Source organism: Vibrio sp. Vb1574 (assembly GCF_033338675.1).
Window position 1 is genome coordinate 24,852 of record NZ_JAWOTC010000004.1, and the last position, 18,080, is coordinate 42,931.

At 45.0% G+C, this 18,080-nt stretch carries 18 protein-coding genes; 9 read left to right on the forward strand and 9 right to left on the reverse strand.

All coding sequences use genetic code 11. The features are described 5' to 3' along the window. Nucleotides 1-134: 134 nt before the first annotated feature. On the reverse strand, nt 135-1,985 hold the full coding sequence (locus R7O12_RS04245) for an ABC transporter ATP-binding protein (protein ID WP_005374597.1): 1,851 nt from the start codon (nt 1,983-1,985) through the stop codon (nt 135-137). Between the two features lie 404 nt (nt 1,986-2,389). On the opposite strand from R7O12_RS04245, the gene R7O12_RS04250 reads away from it, so the two are divergent. Further along, on the forward strand, nt 2,390-3,391 hold the full coding sequence (locus R7O12_RS04250) for an arginine deiminase-related protein (RefSeq protein ID WP_033906610.1): 1,002 nt from the start codon (nt 2,390-2,392) through the stop codon (nt 3,389-3,391). Between the two features lie 264 nt (nt 3,392-3,655). Next, entirely contained in the window at nt 3,656-4,894 is a 1,239-nt protein-coding gene (locus R7O12_RS04255; protein ID WP_238970654.1) for a DEAD/DEAH box helicase, read from the forward strand. Between the two features lie 65 nt (nt 4,895-4,959). On the opposite strand, the gene R7O12_RS04260 is transcribed toward R7O12_RS04255, so the two are convergent. Continuing rightward, nucleotides 4,960-5,652 (reverse strand): MOSC domain-containing protein, encoded by a 693-nt coding sequence (locus R7O12_RS04260; protein WP_053350141.1) that lies wholly within the window; start codon nt 5,650-5,652, stop codon nt 4,960-4,962. A gap of 111 nt (nt 5,653-5,763) precedes the next feature. Between R7O12_RS04260 and R7O12_RS04265 the strand changes: the two genes are divergently transcribed. Further along, nucleotides 5,764-6,579, forward strand: coding sequence for an AraC family transcriptional regulator (locus R7O12_RS04265; protein ID WP_053350192.1), 816 nt, complete (start codon nt 5,764-5,766; stop codon nt 6,577-6,579). Between the two features lie 88 nt (nt 6,580-6,667). Then, nucleotides 6,668-7,660 carry a zinc-dependent alcohol dehydrogenase family protein gene (locus R7O12_RS04270; protein ID WP_053350142.1) on the forward strand — a complete coding sequence of 331 codons (993 nt, stop codon included), beginning with the start codon at nt 6,668-6,670 and terminating at the stop codon, nt 7,658-7,660. Nucleotides 7,661-7,733: 73 nt separating this feature from the next. Here the strand turns inward: R7O12_RS04270 and R7O12_RS04275 are convergent, their stop codons facing one another. The 3 genes from R7O12_RS04275 to R7O12_RS04285 all read right to left on the reverse strand — a co-directional run bounded on the left by R7O12_RS04275 (nt 7,734) and on the right by R7O12_RS04285 (nt 9,933). Beyond that, nucleotides 7,734-8,429 carry a VC0807 family protein gene (locus R7O12_RS04275; protein ID WP_053303949.1) on the reverse strand — a complete coding sequence of 232 codons (696 nt, stop codon included), beginning with the start codon at nt 8,427-8,429 and terminating at the stop codon, nt 7,734-7,736. A 166-nt stretch (nt 8,430-8,595) separates the two neighbouring features. Continuing rightward, nucleotides 8,596-9,126 carry a sigma-70 family RNA polymerase sigma factor gene (locus R7O12_RS04280; protein WP_318103841.1) on the reverse strand — a complete coding sequence of 177 codons (531 nt, stop codon included), beginning with the start codon at nt 9,124-9,126 and terminating at the stop codon, nt 8,596-8,598. A gap of 120 nt (nt 9,127-9,246) precedes the next feature. Next, nucleotides 9,247-9,933: a DJ-1/PfpI family protein gene (locus tag R7O12_RS04285; protein WP_213973042.1), complete on the reverse strand. Its 687-nt coding sequence runs from the start codon at nt 9,931-9,933 to the stop codon at nt 9,247-9,249. Between the two features lie 126 nt (nt 9,934-10,059). Here R7O12_RS04285 and R7O12_RS04290 point away from each other — a divergent pair, with 126 nt between their 5' ends. Continuing rightward, nucleotides 10,060-11,016, forward strand: coding sequence for a LysR family transcriptional regulator (locus tag R7O12_RS04290; RefSeq protein ID WP_318103818.1), 957 nt, complete (start codon nt 10,060-10,062; stop codon nt 11,014-11,016). Nucleotides 11,017-11,143: 127 nt separating this feature from the next. Then, nucleotides 11,144-11,683: a CAP domain-containing protein gene (locus R7O12_RS04295; RefSeq protein WP_186585575.1), complete on the forward strand. Its 540-nt coding sequence runs from the start codon at nt 11,144-11,146 to the stop codon at nt 11,681-11,683. Nucleotides 11,684-11,760: 77 nt separating this feature from the next. On the opposite strand, the gene R7O12_RS04300 is transcribed toward R7O12_RS04295, so the two are convergent. From R7O12_RS04300 to R7O12_RS04315, 4 genes are all read right to left on the reverse strand, one after another. Beyond that, nucleotides 11,761-12,180: a VOC family protein gene (locus R7O12_RS04300; RefSeq protein WP_005374615.1), complete on the reverse strand. Its 420-nt coding sequence runs from the start codon at nt 12,178-12,180 to the stop codon at nt 11,761-11,763. 1,250 nt (nt 12,181-13,430) lie between these two features. Further along, nucleotides 13,431-14,999 (reverse strand): alkyl hydroperoxide reductase subunit F, encoded by a 1,569-nt coding sequence (gene ahpF / locus R7O12_RS04305; protein WP_318125647.1) that lies wholly within the window; start codon nt 14,997-14,999, stop codon nt 13,431-13,433. Nucleotides 15,000-15,321: 322 nt separating this feature from the next. After that, a complete protein-coding gene (gene ahpC, locus R7O12_RS04310; RefSeq protein ID WP_005395542.1) occupies nt 15,322-15,879 on the reverse strand; it encodes an alkyl hydroperoxide reductase subunit C in 558 nt (185 codons plus the stop codon). A gap of 305 nt (nt 15,880-16,184) precedes the next feature. Continuing rightward, nucleotides 16,185-16,643, reverse strand: coding sequence for a MarR family winged helix-turn-helix transcriptional regulator (locus R7O12_RS04315; protein ID WP_020195556.1), 459 nt, complete (start codon nt 16,641-16,643; stop codon nt 16,185-16,187). 137 nt (nt 16,644-16,780) lie between these two features. Between R7O12_RS04315 and R7O12_RS04320 the strand changes: the two genes are divergently transcribed. From R7O12_RS04320 to R7O12_RS04330, 3 genes are all read left to right on the forward strand, one after another. Continuing rightward, nucleotides 16,781-17,203 carry an organic hydroperoxide resistance protein gene (locus R7O12_RS04320; protein WP_005374640.1) on the forward strand — a complete coding sequence of 141 codons (423 nt, stop codon included), beginning with the start codon at nt 16,781-16,783 and terminating at the stop codon, nt 17,201-17,203. A 264-nt stretch (nt 17,204-17,467) separates the two neighbouring features. After that, nucleotides 17,468-17,710: a type II toxin-antitoxin system Phd/YefM family antitoxin gene (locus tag R7O12_RS04325; RefSeq protein ID WP_005383516.1), complete on the forward strand. Its 243-nt coding sequence runs from the start codon at nt 17,468-17,470 to the stop codon at nt 17,708-17,710. A gap of 13 nt (nt 17,711-17,723) precedes the next feature. Next, entirely contained in the window at nt 17,724-18,059 is a 336-nt protein-coding gene (locus R7O12_RS04330; RefSeq protein WP_020195558.1) for a type II toxin-antitoxin system RelE/ParE family toxin, read from the forward strand. Nucleotides 18,060-18,080 lie beyond the last annotated feature (21 nt).

The following is an 18,080-nucleotide window of genomic DNA, read 5'->3' on the forward strand; positions in this document are numbered from 1 at the left end:
AGCAGAAAAAGTGTGAGCTTTATCATGGAGAGTGTTTCATATATGAGAAACCACAATGGCTATATGAGCATCTAGCCATGGATTTAAATAAAAAACGGCGCTTAAAGCGCCGTTTTTATTGAGCTTATCACTCGTTAAGAAGCGTGTTGATTGTCTAGTTCTTCAGCGATAAATCCGCCAGTTTGATGCGCCCAAAGCTGGGCGTAAATGCCGTTATTCGCAATGAGTTCTTGATGAGAACCTTGTTCAACGATGCTGCCTTTATCTAGCACGATGAGGCGATCCATTTGTGCGATGGTCGATAATCGGTGAGCGATAGCAATAACCGTTTTCCCTTGCATTAATTCATTCAAGCTTTCCTGAATCGCTGCTTCGACTTCTGAATCTAGAGCCGATGTTGCTTCATCCAATACCAGCAATGGTGCATCTTTGAGTAGCACACGAGATATTGCGATACGCTGACGTTGGCCGCCAGACAGTTTCACACCACGTTCACCAACTTGCGCATCGTATCCGACATTACCAAATGGGTCGGTCAGAGTTTCGATAAACTCATGGGCATGCGCTTGCTTAGTGGCTTTCAGCAAATCTTCTTCTGTCGCATCTGGATTGCCATACAAAATATTGTCTCGAATTGAACGGTGTAGCAGAGAAGTATCTTGGGTCACCATACCGATCTTTGAACGCAAAGAGTCTTGTGTGACTTCTGAGATGTTCTGTCCATCGATCTTAATGCTGCCGTCTTCGACATCGTGGAAACGAAGTAACAAGTTCACCAAAGTCGATTTTCCGGCGCCGGAGCGCCCAACCAAGCCTACTTTCTCTCCTGGTTTGATGTTGAGATCGAGATGGCTAATTACGCCTTTGTTCTCACCGTAATGGAAGCTGACGTTATCAAAGTGAATGCCTCCTTCAGTGACAACCAAGTCTTTTGCACCTGGTTTATCTTTAATATCAATAGGCTTAGAGAGTGTTTTCATTCCATCGACAACGGTTCCCATGTTTTCAAAGAGGGCGCCAACTTCCCACATTATCCACATCGACATACCGTTTACGCGCAATGCAAGACTAACAGCAATCGCAATCGCGCCAACGCTAATGGCACTATCCAACCACAGGTAAATCGATAAAGCAGCAACGGAAAAGACCAAAATATAGTTTGAGATCTCTACAGCGACGTCGAAGCCGGTCACTAGGCGCATTTGACGATAGACCGTATTCAAAAATCCTTTCATGCCTTGCTCGGCATATTGGGTTTCGCGCTGGCTATGAGAAAACAGTTTGACGGTTTGAATATTGGTATAACTGTCGACGATGCGCCCTGTCATTGTCGAACGTGCATCGGCCTGTGCTGAAGCGACGTCTTTGAGCTTAGGGACAAAATAGATTTGGATAGCGATGTAAGCGAGTAGCCAGACAATCATTGGGATCATCAAACGCCAGTCTGCCGTCGCTAACATAATGATCATGCTGGTGAAGTAAACCGTAACGTAAACAAACACATCCATAGCTTTCATCACGGTTTCGCGCACAGCTAATGAGGTTTGCATGACTTTCGTTGCGACTCGACCTGCAAAATCATCTTGATAGAAGTTCAAGCTTTGATTGAGCAAATACCGGTGTGCAAGCCAGCGGATAGACATTGGGTAGTTGCCCAATAACGTTTGATGAACGAGCAACGAGTACAAGATCACCAATATAGGCATGACAACCAGCAATAAGGCTCCGTAGAAAATCAAATCCGATTTGTTGTCTTGTAAGAACGTTTCTGGATTGCTGGTAGACAACCAATCAACCAATTGTCCCATGGCGCCAAACAACATTACCTCAACAACAGCCACAATTGTGGCCATCAAAGACATGATGATCAAAGGCTTTTCATAACCACGAGTGTAATAACGCAGAAAAGCGAACATCCCTGAAGGAGGCTGATCCGGTGTAGATTTGGGGAACGGCTCTGTAAAGCCTTCAAATCGTTTAAACATAACTCATCCTAAAGTTAAAACAGTGCCATTTGGGGTGGCTAAATCCATCGATTCACGCTGCTTTGGACGAAACCGCGTGTATGAGAGTTTCTTGCCTGCTCCTCGATAAAGCAGACCGATTGACGAGAGGGGCGAAAAAATAGTCTAACCGATTGTGTCTTAAATGTAACTAGTTGGTTATGAGTGTGATTGTCTATGGTTCTGATTCTTATGATGAATTCTTATCATGTTCATCACGGTGCAATAAAAGCTTAAACCTGCAAAGTGACAATAAAATTTAGGGAAAAATGAACTTAATGCAGCAAAAATTACTTTTGGGCAATTAAATTAATTGTCAAAACAGCAAAACTGAAGTTAACAATAAATTTACAATCTCCTCATTCTAGTGATAAGGAATGTATTGGATGCTATTACACGAATCAGTGACCCAATTTGCTAATGGGAAAGAAGAAAGCACGCAAAGTGCTCAGCGCCAAACCGCGAACTGCGTAGTGATGGTGCCACCGAAAGAGTTTCGTTTTAATGAAGAAACCGCACAAGATAATGAGTTCCAACATAAAGTGTCACTCAGCCAAGAAGAAGTCTCACGTCGAGTAATGGCCGAGTTCGCGAGTATGGTTGCAACGCTGCGTCAAGAGGGCGTTCAAGTTGTTGAATTTGATTATCCAACTTCAGATGTTGCAACGCCAGACGCGGTATTTCCAAACAATTGGTTTAGCACTACGCCAGATGGCACGTTGTACACCTTTCCAATGGCCTGTGAAAACCGTCAAAAAGAAGTACGTCCCGATGCACTTGTGGCAGCACTAGCGCAAGCAGGGCGAGAAGTTCATCGACGCAGCAGTCTAACTGAATATCTTGACGAGCAAGCGTATTTAGAAAGCACGGGTGTGATGGTGTTTGACCACCTAAATAAAACGGTCTACGCCGCACTCTCACAACGTTGTGATCGTCTGGTTTTAGAAGATTACGCCGATCGTATTGGCTATGAACGAGTGATTTCTTTCCAAACTCGTTTGCCGTCTGGTGCGCCGATTTATCACACCAATGTGATGATGGCGGTTGGCGAACAGTTTTGCGTGATTTGTGACGAAGTGATCCCAGAATTTGAGCGTCGTTTTGTAATGAAGTCACTCGCCAAAGACAAGCAAGTCATCTCAATTTCGCTTGATCAGATGAACCAGTTCTGCGGTAACATTCTGCAACTAGAAACGATCAACGGCGACAAGGTGATTGCGATGTCGCAATCGGCGTACGATGCATTCTCACCTGCACAAAGAAAGCAATTGGCAACGCACGGTAAATTGCTGCCATTCGACGTTTCTACCATAGAATCTATTGGTGGTGGTTCGGTTCGTTGCATGTTGGGTGAAGTGTTCTTACCGAATCGTAAAGCTGTGCTTTAATAAACTGCACATTTCTTTTCAGCCGCAGTGAAAGGCTGACGAAGCGTTCTCTTCAAGGGTTTTTAGCCGTTAGCTCTGTGGCAGTACAGACTAACGGCTTTTTTGCGCTTTTTTGTTTTCTGAAGATTTGCATCGGCGCCGCTTGGTTTAAGCGCCTAAAATAGGATGGTTCACCTAACAGATTGTGGTAAAGTCCGCGCCTGCGTTTTACCGCATCTTCATTGTTTTTATTGCCTCTTCAACCAAAAGTACAAGGTTTCGCTAATGCCATTTTCTACTCTCTCATTGAGTTCTGAGCTGATTCACGCACTGCCAAAAGACTTCAAGAAACCGACCGATATTCAAGCGTTGGCCATTCCTGAGCTGTTGGCTGGTCAAGATCTATTGGCTTTGGCAAATACAGGCAGCGGCAAAACCCTTGCTTATGGTTTGCCTTTGTTGGAAAAGCTGGGTGTCAATCCAGAGCAAAAAGCGCTGATTCTTGTGCCAACTCGTGAGCTGGCAATGCAAGTGAGTGAAGCAATTAACCAAGTTGGTCAAGTTCTTGAACTCAACGCAGTGTGTTTGTGTGGCGGCGTTGATAAAGAGCAACAACAGCAGGCGCTAGCGACAAATCCTCATATCCTTGTCGCGACGACAGGTCGTTTGGTTGATCTGGCAAACAACGGTTTAGACTTAAGCAATATCCATTACCTAGTGTTGGATGAGGCCGATCGTCTGTTGGATATGGGCTTTTGGCCTGACGTGCAAAATATTGCGGGGCTGATTTCAAACCAGCGTCAAACCGCAATGTTCTCGGCGACGTTTTCAGATGATTTGAAGGGTAAAGCGAAGCTGCTTATGCAGGCACCAAAGCAAGTTGCAGCGCATCAAGAAAACAGCACGAATCAAGACATCGTTGAAACGTTGTACATGGTCAATAAAGGCAGTAAAACCAAGGCATTGATTGAACTGATTCAAAAAAACGCGTGGACTCAGGCGTTAGTCTTTATTGGTGCGAAAGAGAATGCTGATGGCTTAGCGAAAAAGCTAAACAAAGCGGGCATCTCAACCAATGCACTGCATGGTGACAAGAGCCAAGCAGAGCGAGAAGAAGCACTGGCGCAGTTTAAATCTGGGCAAATTCAGGTGTTGATTGCCACTGATCTACTAGCGCGCGGCATTCACATTGAGCAATTACCTGTAGTGATCAACTTTGAACTGCCAATGCATGCAGAAACTTATGTTCACCGAGTAGGACGTACCGCTCGCGCAGGCGAACAAGGTGTGGCGATGTCATTGGTATGTCATGGTGAAATGGACGCACTAAACGCGATTCGTCACCTGACTCAACGTGCATTGCCAGTGCAAGATCTGGTTGGTTTTCCAGTAACGGATAAGCCATCAACTGGCGAGAGCAAACGCGCGCCACGCGATAAAAAAGCCAACCGCCGAACTAATGCTAAGAAGAGCATTAAGCAGTTCCAAGGTAAGTCGAAACGCCCAGCCCCGAGTGCGAAGTAAACCAAAAAAACACGCTCTGACGGCATAGTCGGTTCAGAGCGTGGCTTAAATTTTACTTTGGGGTGTTAACCCACAGTTGGGCCAACCAAGCGCATTTCCCAATCTTCAACTTCGCCAGTTTCTAGGCGGCGCTCGACCAACTTGCCCCAAGACTCGACTAACGGCAGCTCAGACAGCTGAGTGAGTTCTTTTCTATCTAAACAGCCAGTGAAAACCGCGCCCATGATGCGAGCCAGTGGCCATTCTGGATAAGGTCTTTCGCACAGAATAATCTCGTCACCTGCACCGATATCACCTTCTTCCAACACTCGGAAATACCAGCCTGTTCGAAGCGTATCTTGCAGTTTTCTCGCCATGTCGTGTTGGTCAAAACGTACGTTAAGTTTCCAACAAGGCATGCGACCTTGCGACACTTCCAGTAGTGTTGAGCCGATGCGAATTTTATCTTTCAAGCAAATCATGGATTCGGTGACGCCTTCGGAGCTGATGTTTTCGCCAAAGCCGCCGGCGGATTGGAAAATTGGTCTTTTGCCTAATTCTTGTTGCCAGATTGGGTAGTGCTCGCTTGGGTAAAGATGAAGCGCTTTTTGAATGCCACCATGAAAGCGCGGATCGCCTTGCTCATCACTGGTAAAACCAAGCTCTGTTGCGTGCTGGCGCTCAGGCAGCACTTGTTTGTTGATTGCGCTTTGCGCTCCATGAGCATAAGGGACGGTTTTCCCTGCTAGCACAGCTTTTACGACGCCGATTTTCTTCATATAACCTCCTTATTATTTGAATGAGAGATAAAGTGTTTACCTTCATTCACGATGCGGAGCATGATAGCCTAGAGAACTTGTGTCGGAATGGGGATGAAAAGACAATAAACAATGCTAACTCGCCAAATTGATTCGAAGTCAGGCGTCATCACCTCCAATGAGATGATGGCCGCGAATCCCCATTCTCCTGTTTTGGTGAAAACTATCGACATGCCAAAAGGTTACATTGATGCGCTGCATCAACACACTTGGCATCAAATCATCTTTCCTATCAAAGGGTTATTGCAAACACAAACGGAGCATTATCAGCATTTGGTTCCGCACACTTCTGCGTTATTTGTTCCTGCGGGTGTTCAACACGAGTCGATTGCTCTAAGCAATACGATATTTGTTGGTATTTACCTCAACCCTGAGTTTGGTGCGACGTACGAGCCACAAGTGAGAACCATTGCTTTAACGTCGTTTTTAAATGAGCTTTTACAAGAGATCCGCAGACAGTGTGAAGGTGAGACAAGCCACGAAGAAGTGTTGCATTTGCTGGCGGTGCTGCATGATCAAATTTTGAAACGCAACGTGCAGACATTTCAGTTATTGCTGCCACAAGACAGACGACTAAAACTGATTTTCGAGCGACTGACTGACGAGCCAGCGTTGAGCTGTTCGCTAAAAGAGTGGGGGGAGAAAATTGGGGCATCGGAGCGTACTTTATCACGGTTGTTCGCCAAGGAATTCAACACTTCATTTCTGCTTTGGCGGCAACAAATTCGGCTAATTTACTCGCTTTCTTTGTTAGATGAATCGTTGTCAATCCAAGCCATTGCAGACCTAGTGGGTTATCAAAACGACTCATCCTACATCAAAGCATTTAAAGCCTATTTTGATATGACGCCACAACAGTTTAGAGTGAACGGCGCATCGCGCAGGTAGAAATACAGAGCTTCGACTTCACTTAATGCTTTTGAGTAGAAGTCGCGAAACTTCCTTTTTGAATTTCAATTACATGGTATGAATAACAATGGCACCAACGATAAATACTCGAGTGAATCAATTCTGTTTTGGTCAACCCAAAACATCGCTGTCGTTGGAAAAAGAGCCCCTCAATCCGCTTGCTCAGGGCAAGGTTCGGGTGAGACTCGAAGCTACAAACATTAACCCAAGTGACTTGCTTTCCATTCATGGTGTTGGGCAATACCGCCGCGTTCACGTACCACCTCGCGTGCCGGGATTTGAAGCGGTTGGGCGTGTGGTGGAAGTCAGTGCAGTCGGTCAAACTGACCTTCAAGTTGGGCAAAAAGTGTTGGTGGCGATGAGTGGTACTTGGCAATACTACATAGATGCTTCGCCTGAGAATCTTTTTCCGCTACCTGAGAGTTTGGAGAACGGCTATGCCTGCCAATTGTACATCAACGCGCTAACCGCGTGGGTTATCACCACTAAAGTGGCGAAGTTGAACAAAGGCGATGTGGTAATCATCAATGCGGCAGGGTCAGCGATCGGTAAGATATTCGCCCAGCTTGCTCACTCACTGGGTTTTACACTGATTGCTGTGACTTCAAAGCCAGAAAAGTATCCGTACGATACGATTCCAGTGTTGGACGCAAAACAAGACTTACACGCGCAGCTGCAAACGCGCCAACTGCCACAACCAACGGTCGCTTTGGATGCGATAGGCGGTGAGGCTGGCACGGATCTCATTCGTACCTTGAAAGAAAACGGCCAATACATCAACTACGGAACATTGTCGTTAACGCCTTATACGCCTGAGTTTTTTGAATCGATGAAGGCCAACAACATCGACTTTAGTACATTCTTTTTGCGGTATTGGGAAGAATCGGTAGGTAAAGGCGGGAGAAAGACGGTGTTCGCTGAAATGTTAGAACACTTTATTAGCAGCGACATAAAGTTAAACGTTGCATATGATCTGTCGTTAGAGGACTTTCAAACAGCGATTGAAATGGTTGAGCGACGCTCGTCAGCAGTGTCAGGTAAAATCATTTTGACGCTATGATTTACAGTGAGTCTGTTGAGAAAAGGGAGGATAAAATCCTCCCTTTTTTATGGGTTTATTTGTAATGATAGGGCTATTTTAGATGGAAGATTTGCTCTGTTTCGAGCGATGTCATCGCACGTACTTGACGCCAAATGTAATAAAAAATACCGAACATCATCAACATACTTGGGATGGCAATCATTGGGTAACTGTACAGCGTCATTTTGCCTAACTCTTCGTTAAAGGCAGCAGTACCAGAAGGGCTAGTCACAATCCAAGTCGCAAGGAAGTAGTTCATTGCAGATGAGAACGCAAAAGTACTTGCAAACAGGTAGTTAGAAGACATAAGGCAACGTTCGAACGCATCGGTTTTATCATTTTCTTTTAAACGTTGGTTAATCAACGCGAGGTTCAACACTGTGTCATTCAGTACTAACTTCTGCATCAGCGGGTAGCGGGTAAACGTTGAACCCAAAACCGCTAAACCGATCAGGCCAGGAATCAGGGCTTCTTTTAGTGCTAACCAGCGTGTATCAAGCTCTAACAAGCCGATGCCACCAGTTAGTAGAACACTGATAAAGCCCAGAGCAGAAATAAAGTTAAATTTCTTGTTACGGACAAGGTCCATACCGCCATAAATGATAGGAAATAGCAAAGCGACAACCAGCGCCATTGCTGTCCCTAGATGCTCATCGCCACTAAACTTCATCAAAATGAAGGAAGGGATAAATACGTTGAAAAGGATTTCAAATAAGGGATTCGGCTTTTTCGCCGTCGTGTTACTCATAATGTTTTACTGACTCTACTCTATGTCGGCTGTTATTGTACTTTGACAAGAAGTGTTCATCTAGTCGCGCTTGATGTAAAGCGTTAAAGCGTCGAGTTGTGTAACGACTTATGAAATAGACCGGAGCATAGCCAGTTAGTTTACATGGTTGACTACTTTTTGTGTCTTAATGATTCTCCTTCTGTGCGATGATCTGATTACGCGCTCTGAATAATCGAGTCGCCACTGTGTTGTGGTTGAGCCTCAAGGCTTGGGCAATTTCATCATGATTCAACCCAGCCACTAAGCTCAAGAGCAACGGCTCTCGGTATTTGGGTTCGAGAATCATCATTTGTTTTTGAAGCCAATCTTGGGCCATGTCGTAGTCACTGCCAGGGTAGGTTTTTGTCTGTATTGCACACTCATCAATGTCGACAAAATCGTACTGTTTTCTATCAAAGCGCCGAGCATTCTCACGACGCAAAATAGTAATGAGCCAAGACTTCGCGGCGTTGGGGTCATTTAATTTATCAAAGAATCGCCACGCTTTCAGAAAGGTTTCTTGCGCTAAATCTTGAGCAAGGTGGTGATCTTTGCATAACCAATACGCGAGACGGTAGATCTCTTGGTATCGATCTTTCGTCAGTGCTTCGTAACGTTTATGTTTTTCCATAGCATTAAGATAAAAAGTTTGGAGAGCACGTTGTGTCTGCCAGATGAACGACAACCCTTTTTATCGCTTTTACAGTGATAAAAAGGGTTGTTCGATTAGGAAGATAAATTCGAAGAGTTAACCTTCGAAATATCGAAGGGTGGCTCTGATTACTTTCTTACACGCTTAAAATGGTTGGTTGGAAAAACGTGAGTACTGGATGGCATCTGCGACTTCCTGAGCTTTAGACTCTGAAGTCATAAGGTGAAGTAGCTTAAGAGCAGCTTGATAGCTAACTAGGCTACCGTTCGAAGTGATAACGCCATCATCAATGACAAAATTCTGGTCGACTTGTACTTTGACTGCAGGGTAATCTCTTTGAAAGCCGTTTTCACCTCCGGCCCAAGTTGTTGCTTTTTTGCCGTTTAAAAGGCCAGCTTCGGCTAACAAATACGCGCCAGAGCAATTACTTGCCATCCAATCTGCCGCCTTTGAGGTAGTTTTAATAAAGTGAATGAGATCTTTATTTTCGATTAGTGCATCCATGTCATAGCTGGATGTTAAAACCAATACGTCGAGTTCCGGCTGATCGCCAATCCAAGCATCCACACCAATTTTTAATCCTTCTTCAGTGGTGATGGTTTTCTGATCGGAGACGGAAATGGTGAGCACGTCATAATCACTAAACCAAGTGAGACGACTTGCGACGCCAAAAACCTCTAAAGGAGCAGTAACATCAGAGGTCAGTACGCCATCGTAAACTAGAATACCAATTCGTTTATCTGCGGCATGTGCTGTTTGAAGCACCCCAAAGAATAGGACTAGTGTTGCTATCAATAGTTGTAGTGCATTCTTCAATCCGATTTTACCCATGGTTTTTTCCTCGCTAACAGAGCATCAAGTTATTGAGGTTCATTATATTTAGGCTAATTAGTGATTGAAGAGCCACTTGGTCTTTACTAAAGTGAATAAAATTCATGAATAGAGTTCATTGGTTATATGGATAAGATACGGTCCCTACGATTTTTTATTGCCACTTTAGATGGCGGTAGTTTTGCTGCGGCTGCCAAAGTGTATGGCACTGACCCTTCGACCGTGAGCAAAGCCATACATCGTCTTGAAAGCGATTTGGGTATACAGCTTTTTCAACGTTCTACGCGACAGAGCCGACTGACAGAAGCTGGTCGTCGGTACGCAAATACTGCTAGGTTTGTACTGGAAGAGCTGGCGGCATGTGAGGATTCATTAAAAAGTCACAATGATGCACTTTCAGGGCAGCTTAAGATTAATGTGCCAGTCTCGTACGGTCGCCTCTATATTCGTCCTTTATTAAAAGAGTTTTGTCGCCGCTACCCTAACATCACTATCGATATTCATTACGATGACGCCTACGTTGATATTATTGAGCAAGGTATTGATGTGTCGATTCGCTCTGGTATCGTTCACGATAGTCAATTGATTGTGCGTCAGCTCAGCCCTATCGATTTTATCATTTGTGCCAGTCAGGATTACTTAGCGCGCCATGGTGTTCCGAGTGGCTCGGATGTATTCAATGACCATTCTTGGGTTCGTTTTCGTTTTAAACAAACGGGGAAACTGTTGCCGATTCGGATGCCAGAACCAGACGGTGCGAGTGAATATGACCCCGAAAGAAACTACATTGTAAATGACGGTGAATCTATGGCAGAGCTTTGCGCAGAAGGCTTAGGATTAACTCAGATCCCTCATTTTATCGCGAGAGACTGGCTTAAAGCGGGGCGTTTAGTGCCGATATTTCCGAGCATGCGCCAAGCAGGAAATGGCGTGTATCTTCTCTATGCCAACCGGGAATATGTGCCTGCCCGAGTTAGGGTGTTCATCGATTTTATCACTCAAGCAATACAGGATATGGATGAAACGCCATTCCATACTTGGGCTGAAACGTTGCCGATTTATCGACCGAACCAAGGCGATTGAAAACTTCATGTGAGTCTTTGGTTAAAAACCCCTAAGATATATGGTGCTTTTATTGGTTTTTGTTAGTTTATTGGGCGTTATTATCGAAAAGCGCAGTTTGCTCTTCGTCACTCATAAAGGAAATACAATGCCAACTAAGATCTTAGTGCCTGCTTTGGCCCTACTTCTCAGCGCATGTGGCGGCGATGGGGAGTCGTCAGCCCCAGCAGAAAGCGGCTCACAAAACACAGGTTCCACATCGTCACAAGGCACATTTGCCGAGCAGATGCTTGCAGCGGTCAACAGCGCCCGCTCTACTACACAACAGTGTGGCGCAACCACCATGCCACCTGTAGGGGCCCTGACTTGGAGCTACGATTTGGAAAGCGCCGCTTATCGACATTCAAGCGATATGGCGAACAGCGATTTCATGAGCCACACAGGCTCTGATGGCAGCAAAATGTCAGATCGAGTTAACGCAACGGGTTATGCTTGGAGCGCCATTGGTGAGAATGTCGCCGTAGGGCAAAGCACCATTAACGCCGTCGTTAACGCGTGGTTATCGAGTGAAGGTCACTGCCTTAATATCATGAGTGCGGATTTTGAACAGATGGGCGCGTCGCTTGTCGAAAATCACTCTGCACGTTACGGGTATTACTGGACTCAGGTTTTCGCCAAACAGCGCTAATGCGATAAAGAAGCCTGATAGATAAAATAAAACGCCAGCAGTCACTATCTGCTGGCGTTTTATTATTTACATCTCTTTTAGCTTGTCAGGTTACGAAGTTTTGGGTCATCCGCCAGGTATTCAACAAATTCAATCTCAAAACCGGCAGGGTCAACAAAATACACATTTTTGCGGTATGGTTCATCAGCACCAGGTTGGGCAATCGGATAACCTGCATCGGTTAGTCTTTTGATGATTGCATCGACGTTGTTGGTCACATAAGCAAAATGCGCTAGCCCAACTTGGTGCCCGCTCAACTCGCGGTTTTCTCCTTCGCCATGGTCACTCATGGCTATGTATTGATACTCGTCGCCAAAATGTAGCCAGTTTCTTGGTTTGCCACTCCATTCGCCTTTACCTTCATCACGCACGTACCAATGTGGAAATGCAGTTTGGTAAAACTTCAGCATTTCAGGGATATCTTTCACGACTAAGTTAATATGTTCTAGTTGGATCATGATGTGCTCCTTTTTGTCATTTTCTAGCCAACGATGAATATGCTAAAACCTCAAGTTAAGTTTAGGTAAAGGGCTTTTTTAAAATTTTTTAGGGTTGATATCTTTGGATCTGGATACATTGAGAGATTCGGTGGGTTTGGTGCTTTGAATCTGAGAGCTGGGTTAGGGGCTTGCAACCTTGTTTCACCTTTTGTTTGTTCGTGTTCTTGCTAAGCATTTTCGATCGAGTTTGTGGTGAGTAGATTCCCAGTCTCACCTAGGTTCGCGGGAATGACAGAAAGAGAGTGCTAAACGCAGAGCGTCATTCTGAAAGAGCCTAAGCGAGTATTTAGAATCTATTTGCAGCGCGTTTTGATGCCGGTGGAGTGAATTGAATTATCTGTGACTGTAAAACTTGCCACCTGCACTCGGAATGCTGAGATCTTAAGAGTTTGATATAAGCGAAGGTTAGATGGGATTGGTGGTTTGAGGTTTAGAGGAGGATCATGTTCATGAACCCTCCAACCGTTGATGCGTCACGTGTATGTGTGTGAATGTCTTTCGTTCGAGCTTTAGGTAGGTAGATTCCCAGTCTCACCTAGGTTCGCGGGAATGACGGAAAGAGAGCTAAACGAGCAGCGTCATTCTGAAGGAGCCTAAGCGAGTATTCAGAATCTATTTGCAGCGCGTTTTGATGCCGGTGGAGTGAATTGAATTATCTGTGACTGTAAAACTTGCCACCTTGCGCTCGGAATGATGAGATCTTAAGAGTTTGATATAAGGGGGAGGTTAGGTGGGGTCGTTGGTTTGAGGCTGAATGTTGGGTTAGGTGTTTGCAACCTTCTTTCACCTTTTGTTTTTTCGTGTTCTTGCTAATCATTTTCGATCGAGTTTTTGGTGAGTAGATTCCGAGTCTCACCTAGGTTCGCGGGAATGACGGGAAGAGAACGCTAAACGGACAGCGTCATTCTGAAGGAGCCTAAGCGAGTATTCAGAATCTATTCGCAGCGCGTTGTGATGCTGGTGGAGTGAACTGAATTATCCGTGATTGTAGAGCCATTCCCTCCAGTTTGAACTCGGAGCGCTGAGGGATTTGCTTACACCTCTCCCCAAACCAAAAAAGCCAGCATTTAGTACCTGCTGGCAAAGTCTTTGGGCTTCTAGGTTTTTTGATTTTATTTCTTGTTACTCATCGCTGTCACGGTGCCCCGATTGGTTTTTAGGGGAAGAAAACACTGCACCGTGCGCTTTGTGTTCAAGAAATTTGGAGATTAACCTTGCTTACGGATTAGGTAGTCAAACGCGCCTAAGCTTGCTTTTGCACCTTCACCCATCGCAATGATGATCTGTTTGTAAGGAGCCGTCGTTGCGTCACCCGCTGCGAAGACACCTTCCAGGCTGGTTTCACCACGGCTACCAACTTCAATTTCGCCGCGCTCAGAAAGCGCTACTTCTGAATCTTTTAACCATTCTGTGTTTGGTACTAGACCGATTTGGACAAAGATACCTGACAGTTCAATCTCTTTGATTTCATCTGTGTTACGGTCTTTGTACTTCAAGCTTGTTACGCGAGTACCGTCACCCACTACTTCTGTGGTTTGCGCCATCGTGATGATGTCGATGTTTGGTAGAGAGTTCGCTTTGTCGATAAGCACTTGGTCTGCGCGAAGTACGTCTGCAAATTCAAGAACGGTTACGTGCTCAACAATACCTGCTAGGTCGATAGCCGCTTCGATGCCTGAGTTACCACCACCGATAACCGCAGTTTTCTTGCCTTTGAATAGCGGGCCGTCACAGTGTGGGCAGTACGCGACGCCTTTGTTGCGGTACTCTTGCTCACCCGGAACGTTCATTTCACGCCAGCGAGCTCCAGTGCTTAGGATGACACTCTTACTTTTCAGCGTTGCGCCGCTTTCAAGTTGGATATGAATCAAGCCATCATCTGTGTGTGCTGCGCCCATCAGTTTTTGCGCTTGTTGCTCAGTCACGACGTCTACGTCGTATTCTTTTAGGTGCTCTGCTAGGTCAGTCGCCAGTTTTGGACCTTCAGTACGTTTTACCGAGATAAAGTTCTCGATTGCCATGGTGTCCATCACCTGACCACCGAAGCGTTTAGCAACAACACCAGTGCGAATACCTTTACGCGCTGCGTATAGTGCTGCTGCACTACCACCAGGGCCACCGCCGACAACTAGCACGTCGTATGGGTCTTTTTCGTTCAGTGCTTTGGCGGCTTTCTCGCTCGCACCGTCATCCACTTTGTTTAGGATTTCAGTCAGAGACATACGGCCTTGACCGAATAGCTCTCCGTTTACGAATACGCTTGGTACTGCCATGATGTCACGTTGTTTCACTTCATCTTGGAAGAGTGCACCGTCGATCATGGTTGCTTTCACTTTCGGGTTGATCGCCGCCATCATGTTGAATGCTTGAACCACGTCTGGACAGTTTTGGCACGACAGTGAAATGAACACTTCAACTTCCAACTCTTTATCTAGCGCTGCGATTTGTTCAATCACTTCCGGCTCTAGTTTGATTGGGTGACCACCAGAGTGCAGCAATGCCAATACCAGAGAGGTAAATTCGTGACCCATTGGTAAGCCAGCAAAGCGAAGTGCTGTGCCTTTTACTGGATTGGTCACCGTCATCACTGGTTTACGTGCGCTTGCGTTGTCGTCACGTTCAACGGTGATAAAGTCGCTCATCTCTGCGATTTGGTTCGCCAGAGACAGAATGTCATTCGATGCTTTGCTTTCATCTAGACTAACCACTAGACGAACGTCTTCTTTTACATTAGCCAGATATTGTTTGAGTTGTTGTTGGATCGCTTGGTCTAACATAGTTGTTACTACCTTAATTAAATAGTTACCAATCAAAACAAGTATTTGTTCATTCTTGCTAGCTAAAATCGTTGATAACTGCGTTATAGATTTTGTAGTTAGAGTAACTAGCTATCGAAAATCTATGCCTGGTTCTAAACGATTTTTTCTACGCAATTACTGCACACCTACTTATTCAGATAGGTAATAAAAAGTGGTTACTGTAGATAAAACCTGAGGGGGAGAGAGCAAACCAGGCAGAAGGTCGTCAAGGTATCTAACCTGGAATGCTCTCTAAGTTAAGCGTCAATTAGCATGTCAAATTGAGCTTAAATTCAGTGGCTTAGATTTTGCCTACTAGGTCTAGAGAAGGAGCTAGCGTCTCTTCGCCTTCTTTCCATTTTGCTGGGCAAACTTCGCCTGGGTGTGCTGCTACGTACTGAGCTGCTTTCACTTTGCGTAGTAGGTCTTCTGCGTCACGACCGATACCTTCAGCAGTGATTTCCATTGCTTGGATAGTACCTTCTGGGTCGATTAGGAACGTTGCACGGTCTGCAAGGCCTTGACCTTCACGCATCACACCGAAGTTGTTTGTGATGTTGCCTGTTTGGTCGCCAAGCATGTAGTACTGGATCTTGCCGATTGTTTCTGAGCTATCGTGCCAAGCTTTGTGAGTGAAGTGTGTGTCTGTTGATACTGAGTACACTTCAACGCCGCGTTTTTGTAGCTCTTCGTAGTGGTCTGCTAGGTCACCTAGTTCTGTCGGACATACGAATGTGAAGTCTGCTGGGTAGAAGAAGAATACAGCCCATTTGCCTAGAACATCTTGTTCTGTTACTTCAACGAATTCGCCGTTTTTGTATGCTGTAGCTGCAAATGGTTTGATCTTTGTATTAATCATTTTTTACTTTCCTCAGAATGTTTTAGGGTGAGCAGTTCTTGCTTTCGGAAAGTATATTCGCATCGGATTGTGTTTAAGGAAAATTGCTTGTAACTATCCTATTGATAGCCATTTCCTATTTCACTTGATAGGGAAATCCGATGTAAGTGAGTTTGCTTTGATAGGTTTTATTGAAGATGAAGGCAGATTAGCAATAGAGAATACCGATGATGACCTTAAGTGGATCGTCTGGCTAAGATCGAAAGAGCCTGCATCTCGGCAGGCTCTTTCTAATAGGAAGTGGGGAAGCGGATGCTTCTATTTTGTTAGCTCAGATTGTCGAGCACTTTGCCACACAACTTCTTCAGCATGATCATTTCATCTAGCTCTAAGGTGATTTTACACATCATGGCGTTTGGCACTGACTTGGCTTGTTCTTTGAGGACACGACCTTGTTCTGTTAGGTTTAGTACGCGAACGCGTTCATCGGTTTCACTTCGGCCGCGTTCCACATAGCCTTTTGCTTCTAAGCGTTTAAGCAGAGGTGTGAGTGTGCCTGAGTCCAAATGCAGTTGTGACCCCAATTCTTTCACGCTGGCACCGTCTTTCTCCCACAGCACCATCATCACTAAGTACTGCGAATAAGTCAGACCAAGCTCATCCAACAACGGGCGGTACGCTCGGATCACTGCATTTGCTGCGCTGTAGAGCGGGAAGCAAACTTGGTTTTCGAGTAAGAGTTTATCGTCGTTGGTCATGGTGTTGTCGGTGTAACACTGGCTCATTGGCGTTGCCTACCTGCTCATAGAGAAAGAGAGTCATAAAATAAATTGTGCACAATATAGTTGCAAACGATCTTTACTTCGATATAAGATTGCAAGCAATTAAATTGTGCACAACTTAAATTAAGAAGGACACTCGCATGACTACTCTATACAAAACTCAAGCTACTGCTTTGGCTGGTCGTAATGGTCAAGTAAAAACAGATGACGGTCTTCTCGATCTAGAGCTGTCATACCCGAAGGAAATGGGTGGCACAGGCGCAGCAACTAACCCAGAACAGCTTTTTGCAGCGGGCTATTCAGCGTGTTTTTCTAACGCGATTCTTCACGTAGCGCGTGAAGGTAAAGTAAACCTGAAAAGCGCACCCGTAACAGCGGAAGTAGGCATCGGTCCTAACGATAACGGTGGCTTTGCACTAACAGTGAGCCTAGCGGTAGAGCTAGACATGCCACAAGAACAAGCGCTAGAGCTAACGCGCATTGCACACCAAGTTTGCCCATATTCAAACGCAGTTCGTGGCAACATTGATGTGGCAGTAACGGTAAACGGCGAAGCAATTTAAGCGGTTCTTATCACTGCACAAAGACAAGAAAGCCTGCAAATACGCAGGCTTTTTCTATATTTGAAGTAGAAGTCTAAATTTAAACTTAATTTGGTTTGTTCGAAATGCACAGGTATAGTTGGCAAGATTAGGTCAAAATCTAAACGAAAAATAGAATGTGATTAGCACTTTCTATTGATTCAAATATTTCGGTCAAACCTGCAGTATAGCTCGGCTGGGTTCGCTTGTTGTTACACCAGCGAGGTTGCCGATAGGAGTCATGTGATGAGCACTGAAACGGTAAGTTATTTAAAAAAGAATGCTGCGAAGCTTGAACTGGATGAACCAATGACGATTACGCAAAATGGTAAGCCTATTTATGTCGTTGAGTCTTATGAAGAACGTCAGAAGCGTGATGAAGCCATTGCTTTAATGAAGTTTGTTAGCTTTGCTCAAAATGATGTTGCGAATGAACGTGTAAAGTCATCAGAAGATATGAAGAGCACGTTAGCAGCACTCAAAGATTGAGTTTGATACGAGCATGGAAGCAAAAGTTCTCTATACACAAACCTTTGAAAATACGGCTATTCAGAGTATTAACTATTTATCGAACTGGAGCGCTCGCAACGATGTGATTGATAGATTAATTGCGGTTCAGCAGAGGTTTGAACACAACGTTTTGAATAACCCGTCTATCTATCCCCCTTGTTATGAACTGACAACAATCGGTGTTTACGACATCCGGCAATTTAGCTTTGATGGATTCAAGCTGCTTTACCGAATTGGTGACAAAAATACTATCTATGCTCTAGTGATTCTGAGTGATAAACAAAACCTACAAAACGCATTGATTGACCATTGCATCATGTTCAAATGATTCTATGAGAGACCGCATTAA

Coding starts and splice junctions, on each gene's coding strand:
- R7O12_RS04245 (WP_005374597.1), bottom strand. CDS start 1,985: ATGTTTAAACGATTTGAAGGCTTTACAGAGCCGTTCCCCAAATCTACA.
- R7O12_RS04250 (WP_033906610.1), top strand. CDS start 2,390: ATGCTATTACACGAATCAGTGACCCAATTTGCTAATGGGAAAGAAGAA.
- R7O12_RS04255 (WP_238970654.1), top strand. CDS start 3,656: ATGCCATTTTCTACTCTCTCATTGAGTTCTGAGCTGATTCACGCACTG.
- R7O12_RS04260 (WP_053350141.1), bottom strand. CDS start 5,652: ATGAAGAAAATCGGCGTCGTAAAAGCTGTGCTAGCAGGGAAAACCGTC.
- R7O12_RS04265 (WP_053350192.1), top strand. CDS start 5,764: ATGCTAACTCGCCAAATTGATTCGAAGTCAGGCGTCATCACCTCCAAT.
- R7O12_RS04270 (WP_053350142.1), top strand. CDS start 6,668: ATGGCACCAACGATAAATACTCGAGTGAATCAATTCTGTTTTGGTCAA.
- R7O12_RS04275 (WP_053303949.1), bottom strand. CDS start 8,429: ATGAGTAACACGACGGCGAAAAAGCCGAATCCCTTATTTGAAATCCTT.
- R7O12_RS04285 (WP_213973042.1), bottom strand. CDS start 9,933: ATGGGTAAAATCGGATTGAAGAATGCACTACAACTATTGATAGCAACA.
- R7O12_RS04290 (WP_318103818.1), top strand. CDS start 10,060: ATGGATAAGATACGGTCCCTACGATTTTTTATTGCCACTTTAGATGGC.
- R7O12_RS04295 (WP_186585575.1), top strand. CDS start 11,144: ATGCCAACTAAGATCTTAGTGCCTGCTTTGGCCCTACTTCTCAGCGCA.
- R7O12_RS04300 (WP_005374615.1), bottom strand. CDS start 12,180: ATGATCCAACTAGAACATATTAACTTAGTCGTGAAAGATATCCCTGAA.
- ahpF (WP_318125647.1), bottom strand. CDS start 14,999: ATGTTAGACCAAGCGATCCAACAACAACTCAAACAATATCTGGCTAAT.
- ahpC (WP_005395542.1), bottom strand. CDS start 15,879: ATGATTAATACAAAGATCAAACCATTTGCAGCTACAGCATACAAAAAC.
- R7O12_RS04315 (WP_020195556.1), bottom strand. CDS start 16,643: ATGAGCCAGTGTTACACCGACAACACCATGACCAACGACGATAAACTC.
- R7O12_RS04320 (WP_005374640.1), top strand. CDS start 16,781: ATGACTACTCTATACAAAACTCAAGCTACTGCTTTGGCTGGTCGTAAT.
- R7O12_RS04325 (WP_005383516.1), top strand. CDS start 17,468: ATGAGCACTGAAACGGTAAGTTATTTAAAAAAGAATGCTGCGAAGCTT.
- R7O12_RS04330 (WP_020195558.1), top strand. CDS start 17,724: ATGGAAGCAAAAGTTCTCTATACACAAACCTTTGAAAATACGGCTATT.